The 23,684-nt window shown below is 41.6% G+C and carries 23 protein-coding genes and 1 riboswitch; of the genes, 8 read left to right on the top strand and 15 right to left on the bottom strand.

Annotated features, from left to right (window positions below; all coding sequences use genetic code 11):
* Positions 1-50: 50 nt before the first annotated feature.
* The 5 genes from V6Z54_RS08335 to V6Z54_RS08315 form a co-directional block, all read right to left on the bottom strand.
* Positions 51-314 carry a YwqI/YxiC family protein gene (locus tag V6Z54_RS08335; protein ID WP_041087580.1) on the bottom strand — a complete coding sequence of 88 codons (264 nt, stop codon included), beginning with the start codon at positions 312-314 and terminating at the stop codon, positions 51-53.
* Positions 315-351: 37 nt separating this feature from the next.
* Positions 352-777, bottom strand: coding sequence for a DUF5082 family protein (locus tag V6Z54_RS08330; protein WP_041087578.1), 426 nt, complete (start codon positions 775-777; stop codon positions 352-354).
* A 294-nt stretch (positions 778-1,071) separates the two neighbouring features.
* A complete protein-coding gene (gene nhaC, locus V6Z54_RS08325) occupies positions 1,072-2,478 on the bottom strand; it encodes a Na+/H+ antiporter NhaC (RefSeq protein WP_041087576.1) in 1,407 nt (468 codons plus the stop codon).
* A gap of 144 nt (positions 2,479-2,622) precedes the next feature.
* On the bottom strand, positions 2,623-4,044 hold the full coding sequence (aspA, locus tag V6Z54_RS08320) for an aspartate ammonia-lyase (RefSeq protein WP_041087575.1): 1,422 nt from the start codon (positions 4,042-4,044) through the stop codon (positions 2,623-2,625).
* A gap of 28 nt (positions 4,045-4,072) precedes the next feature.
* Positions 4,073-5,062 carry an asparaginase gene (locus V6Z54_RS08315; RefSeq protein ID WP_041087573.1) on the bottom strand — a complete coding sequence of 330 codons (990 nt, stop codon included), beginning with the start codon at positions 5,060-5,062 and terminating at the stop codon, positions 4,073-4,075.
* A 205-nt stretch (positions 5,063-5,267) separates the two neighbouring features.
* On the opposite strand from V6Z54_RS08315, the gene V6Z54_RS08310 reads away from it, so the two are divergent.
* Complete coding sequence (locus V6Z54_RS08310; RefSeq protein ID WP_039182556.1) at positions 5,268-5,615, top strand: helix-turn-helix transcriptional regulator; 348 nt, start codon at positions 5,268-5,270, stop codon at positions 5,613-5,615.
* Positions 5,616-5,669: 54 nt separating this feature from the next.
* On the opposite strand, the gene V6Z54_RS08305 is transcribed toward V6Z54_RS08310, so the two are convergent.
* The 5 genes from V6Z54_RS08305 to V6Z54_RS08285 form a co-directional block, all read right to left on the bottom strand.
* A complete protein-coding gene (locus tag V6Z54_RS08305) occupies positions 5,670-6,134 on the bottom strand; it encodes a helix-turn-helix transcriptional regulator (RefSeq protein ID WP_041087570.1) in 465 nt (154 codons plus the stop codon).
* A 92-nt stretch (positions 6,135-6,226) separates the two neighbouring features.
* On the bottom strand, positions 6,227-6,754 hold the full coding sequence (locus V6Z54_RS08300; protein ID WP_041087568.1) for a YfjD family protein: 528 nt from the start codon (positions 6,752-6,754) through the stop codon (positions 6,227-6,229).
* 21 nt (positions 6,755-6,775) lie between these two features.
* A complete protein-coding gene (locus V6Z54_RS08295; protein ID WP_041087566.1) occupies positions 6,776-7,534 on the bottom strand; it encodes a hypothetical protein in 759 nt (252 codons plus the stop codon).
* 12 nt (positions 7,535-7,546) lie between these two features.
* Complete coding sequence (locus V6Z54_RS08290; RefSeq protein ID WP_041088592.1) at positions 7,547-8,743, bottom strand: glycine zipper domain-containing protein; 1,197 nt, start codon at positions 8,741-8,743, stop codon at positions 7,547-7,549.
* Positions 8,744-8,747: 4 nt separating this feature from the next.
* Positions 8,748-9,071, bottom strand: a complete 324-nt coding sequence (locus V6Z54_RS08285; protein ID WP_024427532.1) for a WXG100 family type VII secretion target — start codon at positions 9,069-9,071, stop codon at positions 8,748-8,750.
* 226 nt (positions 9,072-9,297) lie between these two features.
* Here V6Z54_RS08285 and pepT point away from each other — a divergent pair, with 226 nt between their 5' ends.
* Together pepT and V6Z54_RS08275 are read left to right on the top strand one after the other, a co-directional pair.
* Positions 9,298-10,530 carry a peptidase T gene (gene pepT / locus V6Z54_RS08280; RefSeq protein ID WP_041087563.1) on the top strand — a complete coding sequence of 411 codons (1,233 nt, stop codon included), beginning with the start codon at positions 9,298-9,300 and terminating at the stop codon, positions 10,528-10,530.
* A 289-nt stretch (positions 10,531-10,819) separates the two neighbouring features.
* The gene (locus V6Z54_RS08275) at positions 10,820-10,999 is read left to right on the top strand and encodes a hypothetical protein (protein ID WP_039182574.1); all 180 of its coding nucleotides are present in this window, start codon (positions 10,820-10,822) and stop codon (positions 10,997-10,999) included.
* A gap of 85 nt (positions 11,000-11,084) precedes the next feature.
* Here V6Z54_RS08275 and V6Z54_RS08270 read toward each other — a convergent pair whose 3' ends face one another.
* Positions 11,085-11,762: a DUF3298 and DUF4163 domain-containing protein gene (locus V6Z54_RS08270; protein WP_073978795.1), complete on the bottom strand. Its 678-nt coding sequence runs from the start codon at positions 11,760-11,762 to the stop codon at positions 11,085-11,087.
* A gap of 161 nt (positions 11,763-11,923) precedes the next feature.
* Here V6Z54_RS08270 and V6Z54_RS08265 point away from each other — a divergent pair, with 161 nt between their 5' ends.
* From V6Z54_RS08265 to V6Z54_RS08245, 5 genes are all read left to right on the top strand, one after another.
* Entirely contained in the window at positions 11,924-12,781 is an 858-nt protein-coding gene (locus V6Z54_RS08265; protein WP_175297110.1) for a MurR/RpiR family transcriptional regulator, read from the top strand.
* A 198-nt stretch (positions 12,782-12,979) separates the two neighbouring features.
* Entirely contained in the window at positions 12,980-13,873 is an 894-nt protein-coding gene (gene garR / locus V6Z54_RS08260) for a 2-hydroxy-3-oxopropionate reductase (RefSeq protein WP_075612156.1), read from the top strand.
* Between the two features lie 7 nt (positions 13,874-13,880).
* A complete protein-coding gene (locus V6Z54_RS08255; RefSeq protein WP_073978971.1) occupies positions 13,881-15,302 on the top strand; it encodes a four-carbon acid sugar kinase family protein in 1,422 nt (473 codons plus the stop codon).
* Between the two features lie 50 nt (positions 15,303-15,352).
* The gene (locus V6Z54_RS08250) at positions 15,353-16,672 is read left to right on the top strand and encodes a gluconate:H+ symporter (RefSeq protein ID WP_024423918.1); all 1,320 of its coding nucleotides are present in this window, start codon (positions 15,353-15,355) and stop codon (positions 16,670-16,672) included.
* 83 nt (positions 16,673-16,755) lie between these two features.
* Positions 16,756-16,868: riboswitch (SAM riboswitch) on the top strand.
* Positions 16,869-16,956: 88 nt separating this feature from the next.
* Positions 16,957-18,081 (top strand): 5-methyltetrahydropteroyltriglutamate--homocysteine S-methyltransferase, encoded by a 1,125-nt coding sequence (locus V6Z54_RS08245; RefSeq protein ID WP_073978793.1) that lies wholly within the window; start codon positions 16,957-16,959, stop codon positions 18,079-18,081.
* Positions 18,082-18,136: 55 nt separating this feature from the next.
* On the opposite strand, the gene V6Z54_RS08240 is transcribed toward V6Z54_RS08245, so the two are convergent.
* From V6Z54_RS08240 to V6Z54_RS08225, 4 genes are all read right to left on the bottom strand, one after another.
* Positions 18,137-19,555, bottom strand: coding sequence for a glycoside hydrolase family 1 protein (locus V6Z54_RS08240; protein WP_041087552.1), 1,419 nt, complete (start codon positions 19,553-19,555; stop codon positions 18,137-18,139).
* Positions 19,527-21,434 (bottom strand): beta-glucoside-specific PTS transporter subunit IIABC, encoded by a 1,908-nt coding sequence (locus V6Z54_RS08235; protein ID WP_338527915.1) that lies wholly within the window; start codon positions 21,432-21,434, stop codon positions 19,527-19,529. The genes V6Z54_RS08240 and V6Z54_RS08235 overlap by 29 nt, the downstream gene beginning before the upstream one ends.
* Before the next feature lie 327 nt (positions 21,435-21,761).
* The gene (locus tag V6Z54_RS08230; protein ID WP_338527914.1) at positions 21,762-22,595 is read right to left on the bottom strand and encodes a PRD domain-containing protein; all 834 of its coding nucleotides are present in this window, start codon (positions 22,593-22,595) and stop codon (positions 21,762-21,764) included.
* Between the two features lie 226 nt (positions 22,596-22,821).
* A complete protein-coding gene (locus V6Z54_RS08225) occupies positions 22,822-23,637 on the bottom strand; it encodes a YwqG family protein (RefSeq protein WP_269102877.1) in 816 nt (271 codons plus the stop codon).
* Positions 23,638-23,684: the final 47 nt, after the last annotated feature.

The following is a 23,684-nucleotide window of genomic DNA, read 5'->3' as shown; positions in this document are numbered from 1 at the left end:
CATATTTATATTATCTCCGTCGTACCCATAAATAAAAGCGATTGTGCTGATTATTTTGCAGCAATCGCTTCGTCTTGTTCTTTTAATGTTTTCACGTTAGAACGTGTATCCTGAACATTTTTAATTAAGGCTTCTTTAAAGTTTGAGACCATTTCGCTTACCTCTGCTTCACGTGCCGTCCACTTAGTTACAAATTCAAGGCTGTTTTCACCCGCTTTATCTGCTGCTTTTTTCATCGCTATAGCTTCGACTGCTTGGGAGACTTCATCTAGTTTATCCATGACTGTTTGGTAGTTTAACTTAATTTGTCCCATTGTGATATCCTCCAGATTTGTTCAGCATGAATCTTGCTTACAAGCTGCTCCATGCTTTTGAGATCAAGCGTTTTGCGTCCTCTACTGCGTCTTCTCCTTTTTCAGCAAGACGTGCGGCGTCACCAGCTAAGGAACTGGCAAAGGATAACGCAGCTTGTTCTGCTTCTAATGTACTGATTTTGAATTCGATACGGCTCACGTAGCGTGGGTATTTATCGTTCACGATCGTTTGCAGCGCATCATGGGCTTCATTTCGGTCTGATTTGAAATCCTGGCTTCGCTCACCTTTCCAAGAGGTCCCAAGCTTTGGCTGCTTGATTTGCTTTAAATCTGTTTCTGCCGCATCTTGTTCACGTTCAACCTTGCTTTTCGCCTTTTTAAGCCGAGCGATTTTCTCTTCAATTTCTGCTTTTTTATTTGAAATGCCACCGTTAAGGGCAGACAGCATATCCGATAAGCTCATATGGGTTCCTCCTCCTGTCAAAAAATAAAAACGCTGCTTAGAGTCCCTCTAAACGAGCGTAAGGTGAATAGCACTTTTTCCAATATTGTTATTATAAGGTTCAAAGACTCATGTTTAAATAGGTATTTACGCCCTTTTTATGGGATAAATATGCTTTCGTTCTGGTTTACACCGCCCCTTTCGACCTCTTTTATAGGAGGTCTAAATTCCCGTTCATTTGCTTTATGTCACATATAGTCTCTCGGTCCTAGGACAAATAAAGCCGCCCCGTGCAGGAGCGGCTTTTGCAAAGGCTTATGAAGCTGTTTCTTCTCTTTCCTCTTGATCTTTTACGTACCAAATGAATTTTCCTGTATATCCGTAAATGATCGCAAGACCAATGGCGACAAAGCTCAACCACATAAATGGTAAATAAGAGAATGTCGATACGCCGAGGATCCCTGCCATGTAAATTCCGTTATCTGACCATGGAACCATACCAGACGTCATTGTTCCACCAACCTCAGCGTTCCTAGATAGGACACGTCTGTCTATTTTTAATTTATCATAGCTTTTTTCCATAATTTTTGGTGTGAGGATTAATGAAACATACATCGCACAGCCAAAAATGTTTGCGAAGAACGCCACAACCAGTGTAGATAGGGTGACATTTCCTGCATTATATAATTTCTTCTCGAAAGAAGCGACAATAACTTTTAAAACACCTAGATATTCAAGCACTCCACCAAAACCAAGTCCAAGAATAATCACAACTAAAGATCCAAGCATATTCACAATACCGCCACGATTTAACAGCGTATTTAAGAAATCTACATCAGAATTAATAGAGAAGCCATTGTATGCTGAACCAATCGCGTCTGCTGGATTCATTCCTTGGAAAGCCATGGCCCATATCGATCCTAAAAGAGCACCAATGGCAATAACAGGCAATGAAGGTTTCTTAAATACGAGCAGTAAGACAACCACTACTGCTGGGATAACCATCCAAATGTTGATTGTGAATGTATCATGAAGAGCATTTTTCAAAAATTCCACTTTATCTTGATCAATGTTGCGTCCTCCATACATAAAGCCTGTAACCGTAAACATGATTGCCGTAATGACAAAGGCTGGTATGGATAAAACCATCATTGCTCGAACATGCGCCAGCACGTCCACTTTTGAAAGAGAAGAAGCGAGCACTGTACTATCTGATAGTGGAGATAATTTATCTCCGAAATAAGCACCAGATAGGACGGCCCCTGCAACGATTGGAAGTGGAATACCTAGACCTTCACCAATTGCGATCATCGCAATCCCAGCCGTTCCAACCGTCCCCCAAGAAGTTCCTGTTGCAATGGACATGATTGCACAGATGACAAGTGTAGCTAATAAGAAAATATTAGGATGAATAAACTCTAGACCATAATAGATGAGCGTAGGAACAACTCCACCTGCAATCCATGTTCCAACAAGTGCACCTACTGCAATTAAGATCAAAATAGCATCTAACCCATTCGATATCCCTTTTGTGATCGCATTTTGGAGATCCTTATAGGAATGCCCCAATCGAATACCTAAAGCAATAACCATAAACCATGAGATAAACAATGCTAACTGAATATCTAATTTGAAGTAAAGAGTAAAAGATAAAACAATTGCTAAAAACAAGCCAAGTACAGACACGACTTCTAAAATAGACGGTAGACGTGGTGATTTCAATGTTGTTTCCTCCCTTTGTACGTGCGTTAAGCGTTTTCAAATTATTGTTAAAAAAGTGTGTCAATTCGAAAGAAAGTGAATTGCCTGTTTTTCTCTTTTTCACAGGCAATTCCACATATTAATAAAATAAAATTTTTGATATTATTATCGCTCTAGGAGCTCTGCCCCCGCAATGCCAGGCTTTGTCATCTCGTATGGATTTAAGATAATATCAAGTTCTTCTTCCGTTAAAACATCGTACTGCAAGCAAAGATCTCTGATCGATTGACCTGTTAAGATGGCTTCTCTTGCAATTCTAGCGGCTGCTTCATAGCCTAAGTGAGGGTTCACGGCAGTGATCACGCCTGCACTTTTTTCTACATATTCTTTCAAACGTTTTTCATTTGCTTCAATGTCCACTAAGCAATGATCTGTGAATGAGCGGAATCCGTTATTCATTATACTAATAGATTGAAGCAAGTTAAAGACTAAAACAGGCTCCATCACATTTAACTCAAGCTGACCTGCTTCAGAGGCAAGACAGATCGTGTGGTCGTTCCCAATAACCTGGAATGCGATTTGGTTAATGAGCTCTGCCATGACTGGATTGACTTTCCCAGGCATAATGGATGATCCAGGCTGACGGGCTGGCAATGCAATTTCAGCAAGACCTGCACGCGGACCAGATGCCATTAAGCGAAGGTCATTGGCAATCTTAGACATGTTCATCATACATACTTTTAAAGCGGCGGATACTTCTGTGTACGCATCTGTATTTTGCGTTGCATCCACAAGATGCTCTGCGCCTACAAGAGGAAGACCAGATATATCAGCGAGCTTCTTTACAACAATCTCAATATAACGAGGATCTGCGTTTAAGCCCGTCCCAACAGCTGTCGCACCCATATTGACTTCATATAAATGCTGCTTCGATTGGTTGATCCGCTTAATATCACGGCTCAGCACGCGGCTGTAAGCTTCAAATTCCTGTCCCAAACGGATTGGAACAGCATCCTGCAGGTGCGTACGACCCATTTTAATCACATGATCGAATTCTTTTGCTTTCTTTTGAAAGACGTCCTGCATGGCTTGCATTGTTTCAAGCAGAATGTCTAACTGCTTGAGCACAGCAATATGGATCGCCGTTGGGAATGAGTCATTCGTTGATTGCGACATATTCACATGTGTGTTTGGACTTAAATGGATGTATTCACCCTTTTGATGTCCCATGATTTCTAATGCTCTGTTTCCAATCACTTCATTGGCATTCATATTCATGGACGTTCCTGCGCCGCCTTGAATTGGATCGACAATAAAGTACTCGTGAAGCTTGCCTTCAATGACTTCGTCAGACGCTTGAACGATGGCATTTCCAATTCCCTCATATAAACGTCCAACTTCCATATTGGCTTGAGCTGCTGCTTTTTTCACGATGGCAAAGGCTCTGATTAGTTCCTCGTGCATTCGATATCCTGTAATTGGGAAATTCTCTTTCGCACGAAGGGTTTGAACCCCATAATACACGTCTGCTGGAATTTCTTTTTCACCAAGAAAATCCTTCTCATAGCGATAAGTTGCTTGAACCATCTCTTATGACCTGCTTTCTATAGAATAGTTAAATCACTAAATCTTCTGCGATTGGCGTTTCCATAATCTTTTTGACTTCTCTTGGATCTGTTGTTTTGCCTAGTGCCCACATCAGTTTCGGCACGATAGCTTCTGTATTCATATTTCTTGAACGTGCCACCAATTCTTGATTGATCTTGCGTCCTACCTCATATACACTCATGTCTTCGCCTTCTTCAAGACACTGAGTGGTGATGACAACAGAAATGCCTTCTTCCAGTAATTCGTTGATCTTTTCTAAAAGGTTTCTTCCTTCGAAAGGAATTCCGCCGCTGCCGTAGCTTTCAATGACGACGCCTTTGTACAGGCTTTTGACTGCATCTAAAAACTCAGGCTTCAGGCCTGGGTGCAATTTTAACAGACACACATCTGTGTTCAAGGATGCATCTAATTTAAGCGGTTTCATTGGTGTTCTTTTTACTTTGCTATTGTATTCAATTTGATGGTTTTCAATTGATGCAATATATGGGTAGTTAATGCTTTCAAATGCATCATAGCTTTTCGTTCTTAGTTTGATCGCACGTGTTCCTTGGATGACTCTGCCATCAAACACGACATACACGCCGCCAACACCGTCACATGCAAAGCGAATCGCATCTGTGATGTTTTTCTTCGCATCTGTTTTCTTAAAAGTAATCGGAATTTGTGAACCTGTAATCACGATCGGCTTATCAGGATTTTGCAGCATATAAGACAGCGCTGCTGATGTATAGGCCATTGTATCGGTTCCGTGAGTCACGACAAACCCGTCGTACTGATCATAATTCTCATAAATGGCTGTTGCGATATCAACCCAGTATTCAGGCTGCATATTTGTACTATCTATACTCATTAGGGACTTTGTGTCCATTGTATATTCTGCATTAATTTCATTTAAATAGCTCAAAAGATCCTCAGCTTTAACACCTGGAGCTAAACCATTTTCACTCTCTACAGATGCAATCGTCCCACCAGTCGTTAAAAGCAATAATTTCTTCAACAGGTCCACCTCTTTCGTAAAATTACTCCGTTTGTCACACATATTATAAGCTAGCTTGTGCTATTCTATAATATACGCTTTACGCGTACCTTCATTGCCATTATAGTCACATAACGCGAATTAATCAAGAAATTGTTACGCATAACGCGTACATTCTATGTCAAAATATGATATACTGTTGTTGTAAATAAAGGAGCGTTCATGTATGATACTCGATCGTTTAACCACTCTTAGAAAAAAGAAAAAATGGTCTCTCCAGCATACGGCAGATCGCCTAGGTATCGCCAAAAGCACCTATGCCGGTTACGAATCTGGGTACCGACGACCTTCGCTTGAAGCAGTGAAGCTGCTGGCTGATTTGTATGATACGTCCATTGATTTTTTACTTGGTAGAACGGACGAGCCAGAGATACAACGTAAAATCTCTGATATCAAAATTGAACTGACGGAAGCAAAAGAAGGCACCATTCATGTAGACGGCGTTCCCCTAAATGATGAAGAAATCAAACAGCTTGTTGCCTTTATTCGGGCGAAAAACACTCTAAAAGTATAAACACAGAAAAGAGAGGCACCTATCAAAAAGGTGCCTCTCTTTCCTTTTCCAATCTCAATATGGAGAAGACAGCTGGCTTAATTCCTCTAGCCGCCGCTTCGCTTCTTCTTTATTAAACGAACTATAATAGCGATAATTCTCCTCATCTAAGATGCGGTAATGCTGACTAAGTACATTTTGCTGAAGGCGAAACGTGCCTTTTTTGATAGACGTCCTCCACCAAACCTTTCCGCCAATCGTGCGATCTACTGATAGATGTAATTCATCATGTGCCACAACTTCCAAAATCTCGAGCGGGTCATCCCCTAAAGTCCCTTTCAGAATGTCACTATCCCTGAATAATGCACATACGGCCGCGGATTGCGTCCAGTTGAGACGCAGCCTGTTTTTTTCAACCTGCTGTAAATGCCGTTTCGATAGACCAAGTACCTCCGCCATACGATCCTGCGTATAATCCTTTTCTTTTCGAATTCGTGCCATTTGTTCTGTGACGAGGTCGATTACCATCTCTTTATCCATCTCTCATCACCTCTCCGAAGTCTTTACTGACATCATACACGATTTCTTCGAAAAAGTGGCGTCTCACCCTATAGAATTCTGACAAAAACAGCTTAGTCGGTCTTCTCTTCTCCCTGACCATGCTGCTGTCTCCAATTTTCTTGGGCTGACTGATGTAAATATGGATAGATCTCCTGTTTGACGGTCTGCTCAAATACTTCTTCATCTAAAATGCTGTACGCCGGAATTTTGATCAATTTCCCATCTACTTTCCGAATGAGCACATCCATGAAAAGAAATCCTCTTATACTGTAACGATGCCTGCGCATGTCGATTGATTGAATATCTTGAAAAGGGATCGTTCGCTCCCGATGCATCACAGCCCCATTCTCTCCGCGCTGAATGCGAAAAATCACATTTCCCCTCTTCGTAAAAGCAGGCAAAATCATTAAAAAGGAGATCCAGCCATAGACAATACCTAAAAGTCCGCCTAAAAATAAAAACAATGTATAGTTCGATTCAAATGTAAGAGCTTCTGAAAATAACCAAATACCGATGATACCGAAGCCGCCCGTTGCTAAGAATGCCCATACTCTTAAAAAAGGTCTGCTCCTTACTTCTATTACTTCACTTGGATTCAAGCGTCATTCTCCTTTTCTCCATTAGAATATAGAACGGAACCCGTCTTGATGAGCCGTCTCAATGCGAAATTCATTTTCTTTTATTCCTGATACAAGCCACGATTGGTTCTCACCTGGAATCACAAATATCATGGACTCCACATCAGGCGTATTATTTTTGTCATAGACGACCTTCATGAGGGAATCCATCTTTCCTTTTCTCGTCTGTACATCAGAAACAAATGCCTTCACGAGCTCTTGATTCTCTGCTTGATTCAGAAAGGATGGCCACTCATTTTTTGCTTCGCTTGCTTGCTCTAACAGCATTTCAAATTCCTCTGCCTGGAGGCTAATGACAGGTTCAGGGTGATCATTCATCTGTATGTTGAAAAAGGCTGTCACTTGCTCTTCTGCCTGCTGATCGCCGCTCAGTTTACGAATCTGATGCACTTGTTGATCATAAAGCGTATGATGCGCATATACACCCGCCTGAGTTGTGTGAAAGGAGGTGCTGACTTCTTCGTCTAAATCTCCAAATCTAGACGCCTTGACGGTGTAAGAGGCATCATTCATCGCCTGGATGAAATGACGGTATTCCGCTTTATAACGGTATTGTCTGTTTCGAAATTCCAGTACACCTTTTGCGAGCAAAGAACGGCACGCAATTTCAAATAAAAACCCAAGGCGCTCGTCCTCAACATCAGGATAATACGCTTCCTTTAAGGACATGCCTTGTTCAAAATAGCCTTCACTGTAAAAACTAAAGATGAGCTCCTCAATACTTAGACTTAGCTGATCCAACTTGATCTCTCCTTATCCAAAAGAAAATGCACCTTTAAAGAAATCGCCTGCACCCTTTATGAGCGAATCTGCGGTTTCTTTTGTTTTTTCTATCCCTTTATGTATCACCTGATTCGCCTGATCAATGGTATCATTGACTGCTTTCACACCTTGACCCGCCAGTTCGAATGCTTTTTTCCCGTTATCCACGACCGCATGAATCGGGTCCTTTAATTTCACTGCCATCTGTTCAGCAAAACCGGATGTCAGCTTGGCGACTTTTTCTCCAATAAATCCACCTACTGCTGAACCAATGGCTCCGCCAACAACGGTTCCAATCGGACCTGCAAAGCTTCCAAGAGCGCCGCCGACAACGGCACCTGCGACAGAACCGCCAGCGATAAAGACCGTATTGTTCACTGCATTTCCAACAGCCTTTGCATTTTCACGCTTAAGGACTTCTGGCTGATCACCGAATTCTGCATAGTTCTCGGCAATTTTCAATCCACAGCCAACTGTTTCTGTTGCACCAGTGACAACTGTTGCAATGATGGCATTTCCTTTCGCAAACCTTGCACCATTTTTCAGAACAGACTTGATCGCAGCTGTGTCCTTCCAATTAATACTTCCTTTTGTAAAATCACGGACACTGTTTGTGAACGCAACTGTATCGTCAGGATAAAATTTTGTGAATTTCTTATGGACCAAGTCAGCCATCGGCCAGTTCGATCGTTTTAATAATTCTTTTTTACTCAGCCAAATCCTTGCTAACCGGTCAAATCTCGTTCCTTCTACCCGGCTGGTCAGATCAAGCAGCAGCTTTGAATGCTGCGCTGCATATCGGCCATTCTCTTTAATGAAGGTCGTCATCCCAAGCCCGTAATATTTTGCCTGCATCATCACGATACCTGCTAAGCTCGTGAGTGTACCATATTGATCATAGATGCTGTACAATTTCCGCAATATATCATCTGCTTCGACCATTTTATCTGTTGCATGACGAATGGCAATATCATCGCTGCTCAATTTGCTGATTAACGCTTGTCCTGCTCCCCATGCATCCCCGACACCAGAAAAACAGCTTCTATACCGAGGATCGCAGCCTAAAATCAGCCCGTCCAGTTCACTATGTAAATCGCGGTGCTTCGTTTCAATGGCTGACAGCTCGCCTACAAAATCATTCGCCAGCCCTGTCAGCTGATCTGGATCAACCACAATGTCACGTGCCATCACATCATCTCCCTTCTCGGTTTCTTTCTCTCCGTTCTTCTCTTCTCTTTCGCTCAAGCTCTTCCATTCTGGCAATTTCAGCTTTACGCTCCTCTATTTTGACCGCTGCATCCCGCAGTTCCTGACTTGTTTCAAGCAAATCCTTTTCAAATTGATCATAGCGTGCCGTTGTTTCTTCAAAGCTTTGATCAAATTTATCTCTTGCTTCTCCCTGCCAGCCTGATCCTACTGCCTTTAGCCGATTCTCCAGCAGCTGCTTTGACTGCCGAATCTCATCAGCCGCTTCCTGAAACTTTTGAGCGAGTGCCAGCGTTTGACTAGAATCCAACTTTCGCACCCCTTTCTCCCAATTTAACGTACAAATGGATGATTTTATATGTCCTCATTATAAATAAAAAGACACCCAAAAAAATCACCCTAAAGAACCATTCAGCACATCACCTAATGAAAGTAGGTCTTTTTCCTCTCTAATTGCCAGAGAAAGCCTTTCTTGTTATGAAGCGCATTCAAGACGTGATAAAATGGACGTATTCTACAAAAGGAGTGACGTATAGATGAAAGAGGAAATGATTCAGCGTTTCACAAGTTATGTGAAGGTAGATACGCAGTCAGATGCAGAAAAAGGAAGCTGCCCATCTACTGAAGGACAATTGAACCTGGCGAGACAGCTTGTTGAAGAAATGAAATCCATCGGGATTCAAGAAGTGACAATGGATGAAAACGGCTATGTCATGGGAACGATCCCATCTAACACAGACAAAGACGTGCCGACCATTGGCTTTTTGGCTCATATCGACACAGCCACTGACTTCACCGGCAAAAATGTAAAACCGCAGCTTCATGAGAACTATCAAGGCGGCGACATTACCTTAAATGAAGATCTACATATCGTTTTATCTCCACAACAGTTTCCAAATTTACAAAAGTACCAAGGACATACACTGATCACAACAGATGGCACAACCCTACTTGGTGCAGATAACAAAGCTGGTATCGCAGAAATTATGACAGCTATGCATTACCTAATCGAACACCCAGACATCAAGCATGGAAAAATCCGCGTCGCTTTTACGCCAGATGAAGAGATTGGCAGAGGGCCGCACAAGTTTGATGTTGATGCCTTTGGCGCTTCCTATGCTTACACAATTGACGGCGGACCGCTTGGCGAGCTGCAATATGAAAGCTTCAACGCAGCAGGTGCGAAAGTATCCATTAAAGGAAACAACGTCCACCCAGGAACAGCTAAGGACAAAATGGTCAGCGCTGCGAAAATCGGGATGCTCTTTCACAACAAACTTCCTTCTGACGAATCTCCGGAGTATACAGAAGGCTACGAAGGCTTTTTCCACCTGACGAAATTTGTAGGAGAAGTAGAAGAGGCGGAGCTGCAATATATTATCCGTGATTTTGATAAAGAGAAATTCAACAATCGCAAGGCATTGTTTGAAAAAATAGCAAATGACTTAAAAGCCACCTACGGAGAAAACAGCATCACCCTCAGCATTCAGGATCAATATTATAATATGAGAGAAAAAATTGAGCCGGTGAAACATATTGTGGACATAGCTCATGAAGCCATGGAAAATCGCTCAGTCACACCGGTCATTGAACCAATCCGCGGCGGTACAGATGGCTCCCAGCTTTCATATAAAGGTCTACCAACGCCAAACATCTTTACAGGCGGGGAAAACTTCCACGGTAAATATGAGTTTATTTCCGTTGAAAACATGGTGAAAGCAACCGAAGTTATCGTTGAAATTGCCCGTCTATTTGAAGAAAAAGCATAGACATGTTTACAACCGTTCCTGTTCGGGAACGGTTTTTTAATAAAAGTTTACAATTTTCTGAAACTTTTATGACACTTATTCGTACTAATAGAGACAACCCCAGAAAAAATTCTTCTTGACGAGTGAAATAACTGGAAATATAATAGTTAAAAACAACCAGTATTTTAGACCTAAAATAGCAGATCAAATGAACCTTAAGGACTAAACCGATTCTGCTGCTTATTTTCAGTTATAAACATCACTCACCCTGTCTACACTTAAAGAATAGGATGAATTGGAGGAATGTCATATGATGATTTTATTGATTATCGCTTCACTTTGCTGCTACTTACTATTCTCTTTCAAAAAAGATAACCGCACCCAAAAAAGAAAAAGCGCAGAGCTTTCGGAGTTTGAAATCTTTCGTATGCGCCGCCACTACAACGGAAAACGCCGTCACCCACTAAACGAAGCACCTAAACAAGTATAAATCCAAATAAAAGAGCCTCATGAGGGGCTCTTTTTTGTTTGCATAAACAGCAAAAAACGACCAGATTCAGTGGTCGTTTTTCTTTTTATTTATATACCTTCGCAGGAACTTGAATCATAGGAATTCCAACATAATAAGGTGAAATTTCATATGGCTGGAAGACAACAGCAATTCCCTTTTTCGTGAAGTAAAACTGCGTGTTGTAGTTGATTTCAATGTCACTTTTTTTCAGGTTCGCATAGAATTTACTTTTATGTTTCTTTGTGTAGTTATAAATATAATCTCTTACTTTCGTACGCTTTTTCTTTGTTTTCACAACGTCAGTCAAGAACAGCTGCTTTGTTTTTTTCTTTGTTAACACATAGTTCATGCTGGAAACCATTGTGTCCCCGTGCATGCTGCCATCATTCATGTAGTCATAGTTTAAGATACTTAGTTTCTTCCCATTGTTAAATTTCGTTTTAAACGATCTCTCGTACGTGATCTTCCCAAAGCCTTCCTTTTTCGCTTCATCCTTTAAGAACAAGTAAGTAGAATAAGAGAAAGCGATATCTTCTTTTAAATCACGATTGATGGTTTTCATATGCGCCTTGCTTAGGTTTTTCACCTGTGCATATTTGAACGTTTTTTTCTTTTTATAATAGTGTGTGCTTACTTTTGCTTTTTTTGCTTGTTTGGCATCCGCAGATCCAACTGGCGCAAACAAGGAAACAATCAGTGAGAAAATAAGCAGGCTGATCGTTAGGCCTTTTTTCATTGTCATAGTAAAAACCCCCATTTTTGTCTATTACCAAATGAGTATACCATGACAAAAGAACCAAAAGAAGTATTTTTTCCATATTATTCTTCATTTTTCCACATCTGGTTTGTTTACCGTTTTCATAAGTTCCTGTATGCTTAATGTAGAATGCTAGATGAAGTGTGGTGTTTATCATAGAAGAGAATATTTTTAGTCACATTCGGACGACGTTTCATAGTTTGTCCCCAACCCAGAAAAAGATTGCCAATTACATTTTACAAAACCCTCAGAAAGTTGTGCTTCATTCTATCAGTGCTCTCGCTGCTGAATGCAGCACAAGTGAAACGACGATCTTTCGTTTTCTAAGAAAAATTGGCTATGAATCGTATCAAGTGTTTCGTGTCCATGTTGCACAGGATATCGCGACCAATACACCTCAATCCATATACGGCGAGATCGAGGCATCCGATAGTGTAGCTGACATTAAACATAAGGTCATAGAGTTAACAACAAACTCTATTCAAGATATGAAGCATATTTTAGAGGATCATGCCGTCACACAATTCATAGAACACATGAAACAGGCACATAAAACCGTCTTTTTTGGAGCAGGTGCGTCCAGCTTTATTGCTGGTGATGCTTACCATAAGTTCCTGCAGCTTGGTTTTGAAGTGAGCCTCTGCAGTGATCCGCATATGATGAATATGATTGCAACACACGCCACGGAACACGATTTTATCGTCGCAATCTCCCATTCAGGAGAAAGCAGAGAAATTCTTGACGCCGTACAGTTTGCAAAAGAAAAGGGGGCAAGGGTTGCTTCTATTACCAGCTATCCGAAATCTGAGCTCGCAAAACGGTCTGATTTTCATCTGCTTAGCTCTTCCAGAGAGACAACCTATCGATCGGACTCCATGATCTCCCGTATCAACCAGCTTGTGATCATTGATGTACTATACGTCGCCGCTGTTTTAGAGCTAGGATCAAATGCCATTGAAAACGTGAAACGATCTAGATTAGCCGTAGCTAAAAATAAAACATAAACGCTAAAGACCGGAGCTGATTCCGGTCTTTTTTTGTGACTTTTTTCATATTTTCCGTTGACACGTTCCTATCACGTCATGTACATTAAGTGAGCAATAGTTTATTTCCTACTATTAAATTTAAAAGATAGTATATATACTAACATAATGAAAAGAAAGCGCTTTTTGTAAGGGTTTTCTATATAGGAGGCGGACAACGTGACAAAGAAGATTGGATTTATTGGACTAGGTATTATGGGAAAACCTATGGCACTCAATCTATTAAAAGCCGGTCATACTTTAACGGTTTTTGACCTAAATGAGGAAGCGATTCGATCGTTACAGAAAGCCGGAGCAAAAGGTGCTGTTTCAGCAGCTGAGGCAGCTTCTGAAAGCGATATCATCATCACAATGCTTCCTAAAGGAGAGCATGTAGAGGCAGTCGTTTCAGGTGATCAAGGCATTTTAACGACAGCCGCACCTGGCACTGTCATCGTAGATATGAGCTCAATTTCTCCTGTAACCTCTAGGGCTTTAGCTGCTCTTGCCAAACAGCATCAGGTGGAATTTATCGATGCACCTGTCAGCGGCGGAGAACCGAAGGCAATAGACGGAACACTAGCCATCATGGCTGGCGGCGAAGAATCCATCTTTGAGCAAGTGAAGGATGTCCTGCTTGCGATGGGCACTGAGGTCGTATTAGTCGGGACAAATGGAAGCGGGACAACAGCTAAGCTTGCCAATCAAATCATCGTCAACTTAAATATTGCGGCCATGTCCGAGGCGCTCGTTCTAGCCGCTAAATCAGGCATTGCCATTGATAAGATGTATGAAGCCATCCGCGGCGGACTGGCAGGAAGTGCCGTTCTCGATGCAAAAGTTCCTCTCATCTTAGAACGAAATTTTGAACCTGGCGGACGCATCGACATCAACTTAAAGGATTTAACCAATGTCATGGAAACTGCTCATGATATCGGTGTTCCTCTTCCGCTTTCTAGCCAGCTGCTTGAAATCTTCCACGCCCTCAAATCAGACGGAAAATCCGGGCTTGATCATGGCGGCATCGTTCAATATTACGAAAAAATGGCTCATGTCGAAGTAAAGAAAGGGTGAGATGGTCATGAAGCAAAGCACTGACATATTGAATGCCATTCCGAAAGCAGATTCAAAGGCCATTCAATCAGCATACGAACAAGCACTCAGCAGCTTTCAGCATAAAGTCATTGTTTTAGATGATGATCCAACAGGGATTCAAACCGTACATGGCGTCTCTGTTTTCACCAATTGGTCAGAAGAAAGCATTGAGGCTGGTTTTCTTGAAGAGAGCCGCATGTTCTTTATTTTGACTAATTCTCGCAGTATGACTGAGAAAGAAACTACCGCTGCACACGAAACAATTGCTGCAACCATTGTAAAGGTGGCTGAACGGCTTAAACAGGAATTCATCATTGTCAGCCGAGGAGATTCTACTCTTCGCGGACACTTTCCGCTTGAAACTGAGGTACTCAAAACGACCATTGAACAGCAAAGCTCCCGCCAGTTCGATGGAGAAATCCTTCTTCCCTTTTTCCAAGAAGGCGGACGCTTTACGATCGACAATATTCATTACGTACAGGAAGGACACGAATTAATTCCTGCTGGTGCCACAGAATTTGCAAGAGACCGTACATTCGGCTTTCAATCCTCTCATCTAGGAGAATGGATTGAAGAAAAGTCAGAGGGATTGTTCACAAAAGAGAACACGACCTACATTTCGTTAGCTGATCTGCGGGCTTTACGCATCGATCAAATCAAACAACAGCTCATGGGTGTGAAAGATTTCAAAAAGGTGGTTGTAAACGCAGTGGACTATGACGATGTCAAAGTCTTTGTCACCGCTCTCATTGAAGCCATTCAAGCAGGACAGCAGCTGATGTTCAGAAGTGCGGCGGCGCTCACAAAAGTACTTGGCGGTATAGGGGATCAAGCCTTATTAACAAGAGGTGACTTGATACAAGAAGAAAGCCCGCATGGTGGTCTCATTATGATCGGTTCTCATGTAAAAAAAACAACAGAACAATTAAAAGCGCTTGAGCAAAATAAAGAGATGGCTTTTATTGAATTTAATACCCACCTCGTGTTAGAGTCCGATGCCTTTCGCAAAGAAATTGATCGCGTCATCCAGCAAACTGAAGCACTGTTGGCAGCAGGTCAATCTGTGGCTGTTTATACAAGAAGAGAACGGCTTGATCTTGGGGATGATCGCCAAGAGGAAGAATTAAAGCTCTCTGTACAGATTAGTGATGCTGTGACAAGTATTGTCCAGCGCCTCACCATTCGTCCTAAGTATCTCATTGCCAAAGGCGGAATTACTTCCAGCGATATTGGGACAAGAGGACTTAGCGTGAGACGTGCGACCGTGGCAGGTCAAATCAAACCAGGGATCCCTGTTTGGCAAACAGGAGAAGAAAGTAAATTCCCTTTCATGTCTTATGTGATTTTCCCGGGAAATGTTGGGTCAAAGGATACGTTAAAAGAAGCTGTAGACATACTTGAAGGATAAGGCATAGGGGGTGTTTGCGCCCCCTTATGCACCACAAAGGAGGAAAGATCATGTCGTTAGTGTTTATTGGACTTGGCGTTTTGTTATTACTTTTACTCATGGTTGTCTTTAAGTTAAACGCTTTCATTTCTTTGATTATTGTCTCTTTAATTGTTGCTGTGTTAGAAGGAATGACACCGCTAGAAGCGATTGCTTCCGTCGAAAAAGGACTTGGCAGTACGCTCGGACACCTGGCACTCGTTCTCGGTTTTGGAGCGATGCTTGGGAAATTGATGGCTGATTCTGGCGGTGCTCAGCGTATCGCGATGACACTCATTGACCGATTTGGCATCGGAAAAATCCAATGGGCGACAATGCTGACTGGATTTGTGATTGGAATTGCTCTATTTTATGAAACCGGATTCATTATTTTAATTCCATTAGTCTTTACGATCGCTCAGGCTGCAAGACTTCCTGTGCTGTATGTGGGCATGCCGCTTGTCGCTGCTCTCATCACCACACACGGCTTCCTCCCTCCTCACCCAGGGCCGACTGCCATTGCGAATGTCTTTCAAGCAAACATGGGACAAACCTTATTGGTTGGGATTATTTTAGCGATTCCTGCTGTTTTAGTAGGTGGACTTCTGTTTACAAAACTATTTAAAAAAGACCAGTTGCACGCACATATCCCAAAGAACTTATTTAATCCAAAGGAATTCACAGAAGAAGAAATGCCTAGCTTCGGCATTAGCATTTTCACCGCTGTTTTGCCTGTATTGCTTATGACATTCAGAGCATTTTTAGAAATTTTCTTCCCTTCCTCCCCATTGCTGCCTACCGCTGAGTTTTTAGGCGAACCGGCGATTGCACTATTAATCTCAGTGCTGCTTGCCATCTACACGTTTGGGCTTGGAAGAGGAAAGAGCATGCAGGACGTGATGAAGTCCATCACGGATTCTATCGGCTCTATTGCCATGATTTTATTAATTATTGCGGGCGGCGGAGCCTTTAAACAGGTGCTCATTGATAGCGGCGTCGATCAATACATTGCAGGGATCATGCAAGGAAGCACACTTTCTCCCCTGCTTCTGACTTGGCTCATTGCTGCTGTCCTTCGTGTCTCTTTAGGATCAGCGACTGTCGCCGGTCTCACGGCTGCTGGCATTTCTGCACCACTGATTGGCCTGACGGGTGTCAGCCCTGAATTAATGGTGATCGCAACAGGTGCCGGCAGTATCACGTTCTCTCATGTGAATGATGCAGGTTTCTGGATTTATAAAGAATACTTTAACCTATCGATGGCTCAAACCTTTAAAACGTGGACATTGATGGTCACCGTGCTTTCACTTGTCGGACTTGCTGGTGTTCTTGTTGCTGACTTGTTCATGTAGGAAATTAAATTGGAAAAAGCCATTGACTTTTCCCTGAAAACGTTGAATAATTGTGTTTATTAAGAAAATTTAATCAAAAGGTAACCTTATTAAGAGTGGTGGAGGGACTGGCCCTGTGAAACCCGGCAACCGCTGTTCCTAGGAACAGAATGGTGCTAATTCCTTAAGCAAGCAGATGCTTGTTTGAAGATAAGGCAGAGTTCTCACAGTATATGATGCTCTTCCTTATCCAAGGAAGAGCTTTTTTATTTGATTTTTTAACCTGAAGAAAGAAGGGATTCAGCATGACACAAGTACAAACCATTGGAAAGAAAACAACGAAACCGCCATTCCGCGCAGATCAAGTAGGAAGCTTACTTCGTTCAGAACGCATCAAGGAAGCACGCAAGCAAAAGGCAGAAGGTACGCTGACAGCAGAGCAGCTCCGACAAATTGAAAACGAAGAAATTACACGTATTGTAGAGAAGCAAAAAGAAATTGGGTTAGAGGTTGTCACAGATGGTGAGTTCAGACGTGCATGGTGGCATTTTGACTTTCTGGAAGGACTCGATGGGGTTGAAGGATTTGAAGCAGATCAGGGCATTCAATTCCATAACACGACGACAAAAGCAAGAGGGATCAAGGTAACAGGCAAGATCGATTTTTCAGATCATCCAATGCTGGAGGATTATCGTTTCCTTCACAGCATCGCTGGTGATCATACGGCTAAAATGACGATTCCAAGTCCGAATATGCTCTTTTTCCGTGGAAGGCTTGAAGAAGGAGTGTATGACAGCTTAGAGGAATTCCACCATGATGTGGCACAGGCGTATAAGAAAGCCATCCGTGCTTTTTATGATGCAGGCTGCCGCTACTTGCAACTGGATGATACGGCATGGGCGGTGTTCTTTTCTGAAAAAGGCCACGAACAAATCAAAGCCTTTGGCCGTGAAGAAGATGAACTTCGTGAGTCGTTTGCGAAAACAATCAATGAAGCTGTTGCTGATCGCCCAGAGGATTTGGTGATTACTATGCACATTTGCCGCGGTAACTTTAAATCGACATGGGCAGCTGAAGGTGGTTACGAAGCAGCGGCAGAAACAATTTTCGCCGGCTTAGATCTTGATGGTCTCTTTTTAGAATTCGACGACGATCGTTCTGGCGGATTTGAGCCTCTTCGATATGTGAAGAACCCAAACCTTCAAATCGTACTAGGCCTTGTCACTTCAAAATACGGAGAGCTTGAGCCAGTTGAACAGATTAAAAAACGCATTGAGGAAGCGGCTCAATATGTGGATATTAACCAAATTTGTTTGAGTCCACAATGCGGATTCGCCTCAACAGAGGAAGGCAACCTGTTAACAGAAGAGCAGCAATGGGAAAAGCTGCGTCATGTGATTGAGATTGCTGATCAAGTGTGGACTGCGTAGTCCCTCAGAGACGAAAAAAAGACAAACCGCAGTATGAGCGGTTTGTCTTTTTCTTTTATGCATCCAAATGTTCACCATTTGTCGCAATCACTTGTTTATACCAATCGAAGCTTTTCTTTTTCTTTCTATCTAATGTACCGTTTCCTTCATTATCACGGTCAACATAAATGAAGCCGTAGCGTTTTTTCATTTCAGCCGTTGATGCGCTGACAAGATCAATTGGGCCCCAGCTTGTATAACCGATCAGGTCTACTCCGTCTGCGATGGCTTCTCTCGCCTCTAGCAAATGGCTTCTGAGGTAATCAATTCGGTAATCGTCTTGAATTGATCCGTCTTCTTCTACTTGATCGACAGCACCCAATCCATTTTCTACGATAAACAATGGTTTTTGATAGCGGTCATACAGCTGATTCAGTGTTGTACGAAGTCCTTTCGGATCAATTTGCCAGCCCCAATCACTTGCTTCCAGATATGGGTTCTTCACACCTTCAAATAAGTTACCACCAGTCACTTGTTCAAGGACCTTTGGATCTGTACTCGTCACAAAACTCATATAATAACTGAAGCCAATATAGTCAACTGTATGGTTTCTTAAAATGTCTTCGTCCCCGTCTTGGAACTCAATGTTGATGTCATTTTCAAGGAAATAACGTTTCATGTAACCTGGGTAATAGCCTCTTGCCTGTACATCTGAGAAGAACAATGTTTTACGATCTTGCTCAATTGCAGCAAACATATCTTCAGGTCTTGAGCTGTACGGATAAGTTGTCATTGCTGCAATCATACAGCCGATTTTCGCATCAGGAATGATTTCGTGTCCTGCTTTGACAGCTAAAGCACTTGCAACAAATTGGTGATGCGCTGCTTGATATTGAATGCTTTTCTCGTCATCACCCTCTTCAAATACAAGTCCGCCGCCAGTGAAAGGCGCATGTAATACAACATTGATTTCATTGAAGGTCATCCAATATTTCACTTTATCTTTAAAGCGAGTAAACAATGTTTTAGCGTATGTTTCATAAAGATCCACAAGCTTACGGTTTCTCCATCCGCCGTAGTTTTTCACAAGTGCGAGCGGCATTTCATAGTGAGAGATGGTGACAACTGGCTCAATTCCATGCTTATGCAGTTCATCAAATACTTTTTCATAAAAAGCGAGGCCTGCTTCATTCGGTTCCGCATCGTCGCCATTTGGGAAAATACGCGGCCAAGAAATGGATAATCTGAAGCACTTGAATCCCATTTCTGCAAAGAGTGCAATATCTTCTTTATAGCGATGGTAGAAATCGATGGCATCATGATATAAGTTAAGGTCTTTCATTGATTCATCGAATGGGTGCATAATACCATTTGGCGATACATCAGCTGTCGATAAGCCTTTTCCATCTTTATTATATGCGCCTTCAATTTGGTTGGCTGCAACAGCGCCGCCCCATAAGAAACCTTTAGGAAATGTTTTTTCTAACTTGTTCATGTTGAATACCCTCCTCTTTATCTTCTACACTGACTGTAAGCAGTGTCTCTTTCCCTGTAATCGCTCCATCTGTTTTCGCATCAACTTGAGCATAATCATTCGTGTTGGTAACAATAACAGGTGTGGTCACATCATAGCCTTCTTTCTGAATACCCTTGATATCAAATTCAACCAGCACATCCCCTGCTTGTACAAGATCACCGGACTGCACATGACTTGTGAAATACTTTCCGTCAAGTTTTACCGTGTCAATCCCGACATGAATAAGAAGGTCTGTGCCTTGGTCGCTCTTCAAGCCAATGGCATGTTTTGTGTGAAAAATGGTTTCAACCTTGCCGTTGAACGGTGCAACAACTCGTCCAACAGTTGGTACAATGGCTGCACCTTTACCCATGATTTCATTAGAGAATGTTGCATCATTTACTTGATTGAGCGGCTTTAGTTGACCTTCAAGCGGGCTTTGTACCACTTCATTTTGAAGCGCTTCTGTGTCTTTTTTTTCTTCTGATTTGTCTGCTTTTTTATCATCTTTTACTGGTACATCTTTGAATCCTAGAACAAGTGTCATGATCGTTGCTACGACAAAACCGATCACTAAGCCTATGATAGAGTAGACAAATGTTGGTCCAATGAATGTTGGGAGACCTGGAATACCTGCTGACCCAGACACCACATATGATTTTACTTTGAAGATCGACATGAACACGCCGCCTGCTGCTGCACCAATGAGCGCTGCAAAGAACGGTTTTTTCAATCGCATGTTCACACCATACATAGCAGGTTCAGTAATACCCATTAAAGCTGTAATACTTGTAGACATCGCCAATGATTTGAATGTTTTGTTTTTTGATCTTAAGAAGACACCGAATGCTGCGCCTGCTTGTGCCATATTCGCTACAAACATCATTGGAAGAATGTAGTCAAAACCGTTTAACGTAATGTTGTTGATCATGATTGGAAGCAGTGCATAGTGCATGCCCGTAATGATCAATGGTGACATGAATCCGCCGATCAAGAGTCCGGCCAAAATACCTGCATGTTTAAACAATAAATCAATTCCACCTGAAAGGCCATTTCCGATAATTCCACCAAGCGGTCCAACCGCGATGAGCATAATTGGTACAACGACAAGAAGTGTGACCGTTGGAACAAGGATGATCTTTAATGATTTCGGACTATATTTTTCTGCGAATCTTTCAACATATGAGCCGAGCCAGATAGTGAGTAGAATTGGAATCACTGATGAAGAGTACACAACGGCAACCACTGGCAAGCCGAGAAATTCTGTATTTCCTGCGCCCAGTAAAGCGGTTAACTGCGGATGCAGTGCTGCTGCTGCAATGGCAGCTGCGATATACTGATTTGTGCCAATTTTTTTGGCTACGCTTACAGCTAGTAAAATCGGTAAGAAGTAAAAGGCTCCGTCTCCGATGGCTGTTAAAATTATATACGTACTGCTTTTATCTGATATCCACTGGAATGTGAGCAGTAGTGCCAATATTCCTTTGATCATACCAGCTCCAGCGATCGCTGGAAGAATCGGCGTGAAGACACCAGAGATAAAATCGAATAGCTTTGATATCACATTTTGTTTTGACGATTCTTCTGTACCGCCTGATTTTACATCTGCTGATAGGCCAGAGTCAGCAATCATCGCTTGATAGACATTTGAGACATCATTGCCGATAATGACATGATATTGACCTCCGCTTTGATTCACGCCCATGACGCCGTCTGTTGATTGCAGCTTTTCTTTATCTGCCTTGCTTTCATCGTATAAGTTGAAGCGAAGTCTTGTCATACAATGTGTAACTTGCTTAACATTTTTTTCACCGCCGACAAGTTCTAGCACTTCTTTTGCTGTTTGTTTGTGGTTCATTGTGTTACCCTCCAATCGTCGATTTCATCTTGATATAGAAAAAACCTAAACATCCATTAATGTCCGAGAAATAGCGATTCAGACATTAATCGATATTTAGGTTTTGCCTGCTTAACCAGTAACAATCCTTCATAACGATTGATCGTTATTTAATTTTTATAAGTCTTTAGATATAAAAAAACCTAAATCATGCCTTATCAAAGATAGGGACAATGATTTAGGTTTTGCCTGCTTGACCAGTAACAATCCTAAAAGATTGTGGGTTATTTAGTTTATAGTTATAAATTATCATGTTAATTTTGTGATGTCAACGCTTTCTTTTTGAATTTATTTTCTTTTTATTACTCTGTCTATATGCAAAGTTAAATATAGCATTTCATCTTCTATGAGACTTCGGTTGTATTCTTTTTGAACATACTCGTTAATTTTTTCTGCGCATTGAAAAGCTGCAGTGTTTTTCTCTTTTACCACTTCATACAGAAACTCATTTTGATTTTCCATTTTTGTTTCGTTAAACAGACGCTGCCCAAAAAACTTCAAATGCGTGACAAAACGGAAATAATTTAATGATTCCTCGTCCAAATCAATTTGAAAGTGATACTTAACAATGTTTAAAATATCTTGAATGAGTTTGGTGATTTGAATAACATTTGGCATTTCCTCATTGAGCTCTGCATTGACAATATGCATGGCAATAAAGCCGGCTTCATCCTCAGGAAGATGGATGCTCAGCTTGTCCTCAATGATCCGAATAGCTTCTAAACCACATCTGAACTCTTCTTTATACAGCCGTTTGATTTCCCAAAGCAAGGCATTTTTGATGTCCATTCCTTTTTGATGACGTTCTATGGCAAAGGTGATATGATCCGTCAGCGTCACATAGATGCTGTCATTTAGATTTTTGTTAAGGGTTGTTCTCGCATGCTCAATAATCGCCTCACACACTTGCATATACTCGATTGGAATATCATAAAGCAGGGTTTTGAATTTTTCTGATATATCTTTATTTTGAATAGAAAATACCTTCTCGATTCGTTCTTCGTCAATCGGGTCCCCGCTTTTCTTTTGAAACGCGATCCCTCTGCCCATAATGACCAGCTCATGCTGCTCGTCATCATATGCACTGACAACATTATTATTAATTACTTTCGAAATAATCAATTGATACCCCCCAGTACATTCCACTTTTCCGAGCATTTTATCGTTGATTCATATGTCTTGTTATTATTATTTTCAAAAAAGAGGACTTTAAGATGATTTTACATTTTTTTTTGATCCGGTCAACTAGAAAGAATGACAAATTACCTCTCAAAAATGACGAAATAGAGGCAAAAAAGTCTAAAAACATACACAAAAAAACACTCTATAAAGAGTGTTTTTTACAAAATCAGGAGCAATCCCAATTATAGACGACATTCTCGAAATTTTTTCGTTTGAGGTCTTCTGGTTTGATAAAGAAGTTGGCAATACCACAATCTCCCCACATCAAATCTACTTCGTCATCTGAGTCAATTTGTAATAACAAAACGGTATGTTCTTGATCTACATAGGTACGCGGGTCTTCTTGTGTAAACCCTGGGTACCCGCCCAATTTGTGACCAAAGCCACTCGCTGTTTCATAAAATTCATCCAGCAGGGCATCTGCTTCATCGCCATTAACGCCATCTGCATCTTCGAATAGGTCCCAGCTGTTTTTTCCTGTGACTTTTTCAAAGCGGAAATCTCCTACACTGATCGTTTCGCTTGCTAATTCACCTGTAATTGCGCCTTCCTTCGTTACAGGAAAATAAAAATCGTCTGGAATTTTCACAAAAGAAAAATCAGTCAATAACTCTTCTTCTGCCAAGAAAGGTTCCTCAATAAATTTAATTCGAAAATCTTTTTGCTCTGTTTTATGGTCAATATTCATTCCATAAAGATCATCATGCACAGAAATAAAGACTTGCAAAATCCCTGTTTCTGGATAATCCTTCAACTTTGGCAGCTGGCCGAAATTAATTTGTGCCAAAAGTTTCATAGGATGTCCTTCGCCGTCAACAGGATATTCGTCATTTTTGGGGAAGTAAGGATCACCAGCTATTTTGCTGTCGTATGGTCCTGTTTTTCCTTGTTTCATCTGCAATCGTATCATTGGTTTTTCCGTTTCATCTAACAACGGACGGTAGGGTGCAAGTATTTCTTGCAGCTTCGCTGATTGTGTCACGATGATCTTCCTCCTTATGAATAGGTCTAATGACAAAACTAGTCTCT

The sequence above is a fragment of the Bacillus sp. MAG717A genome, from assembly GCF_036884855.1.
In the GTDB taxonomy this organism is placed as follows: Bacteria; Bacillota; Bacilli; order Bacillales; family Bacillaceae; genus Bacillus; species Bacillus safensis.
The sequence above is the reverse complement of the archived record's forward strand: the minus strand, read 5'-3'. Positions and strand labels throughout refer to the sequence as shown.

What these genes read in the sequence shown, in the direction of transcription:
- V6Z54_RS08335 (WP_041087580.1), bottom strand. Translation starts at nt 314, where the DNA reads ATGGGACAAATTAAGTTAAACTACCAAACAGTCATGGATAAACTAGAT.
- V6Z54_RS08330 (WP_041087578.1), bottom strand. Translation starts at nt 777, where the DNA reads ATGAGCTTATCGGATATGCTGTCTGCCCTTAACGGTGGCATTTCAAAT.
- aspA (WP_041087575.1), bottom strand. Translation starts at nt 4,044, where the DNA reads ATGGTTCAAGCAACTTATCGCTATGAGAAGGATTTTCTTGGTGAAAAA.
- V6Z54_RS08310 (WP_039182556.1), top strand. Translation starts at nt 5,268, where the DNA reads ATGATACTCGATCGTTTAACCACTCTTAGAAAAAAGAAAAAATGGTCT.
- V6Z54_RS08305 (WP_041087570.1), bottom strand. Translation starts at nt 6,134, where the DNA reads ATGGATAAAGAGATGGTAATCGACCTCGTCACAGAACAAATGGCACGA.
- V6Z54_RS08290 (WP_041088592.1), bottom strand. Translation starts at nt 8,743, where the DNA reads ATGGCACGTGACATTGTGGTTGATCCAGATCAGCTGACAGGGCTGGCG.
- pepT (WP_041087563.1), top strand. Translation starts at nt 9,298, where the DNA reads ATGAAAGAGGAAATGATTCAGCGTTTCACAAGTTATGTGAAGGTAGAT.
- V6Z54_RS08275 (WP_039182574.1), top strand. Translation starts at nt 10,820, where the DNA reads ATGATGATTTTATTGATTATCGCTTCACTTTGCTGCTACTTACTATTC.
- V6Z54_RS08270 (WP_073978795.1), bottom strand. Translation starts at nt 11,762, where the DNA reads ATGACAATGAAAAAAGGCCTAACGATCAGCCTGCTTATTTTCTCACTG.
- V6Z54_RS08255 (WP_073978971.1), top strand. Translation starts at nt 13,881, where the DNA reads ATGAAGCAAAGCACTGACATATTGAATGCCATTCCGAAAGCAGATTCA.
- V6Z54_RS08250 (WP_024423918.1), top strand. Translation starts at nt 15,353, where the DNA reads ATGTCGTTAGTGTTTATTGGACTTGGCGTTTTGTTATTACTTTTACTC.
- V6Z54_RS08245 (WP_073978793.1), top strand. Translation starts at nt 16,957, where the DNA reads ATGACACAAGTACAAACCATTGGAAAGAAAACAACGAAACCGCCATTC.
- V6Z54_RS08240 (WP_041087552.1), bottom strand. Translation starts at nt 19,555, where the DNA reads ATGAACAAGTTAGAAAAAACATTTCCTAAAGGTTTCTTATGGGGCGGC.
- V6Z54_RS08235 (WP_338527915.1), bottom strand. Translation starts at nt 21,434, where the DNA reads ATGAACCACAAACAAACAGCAAAAGAAGTGCTAGAACTTGTCGGCGGT.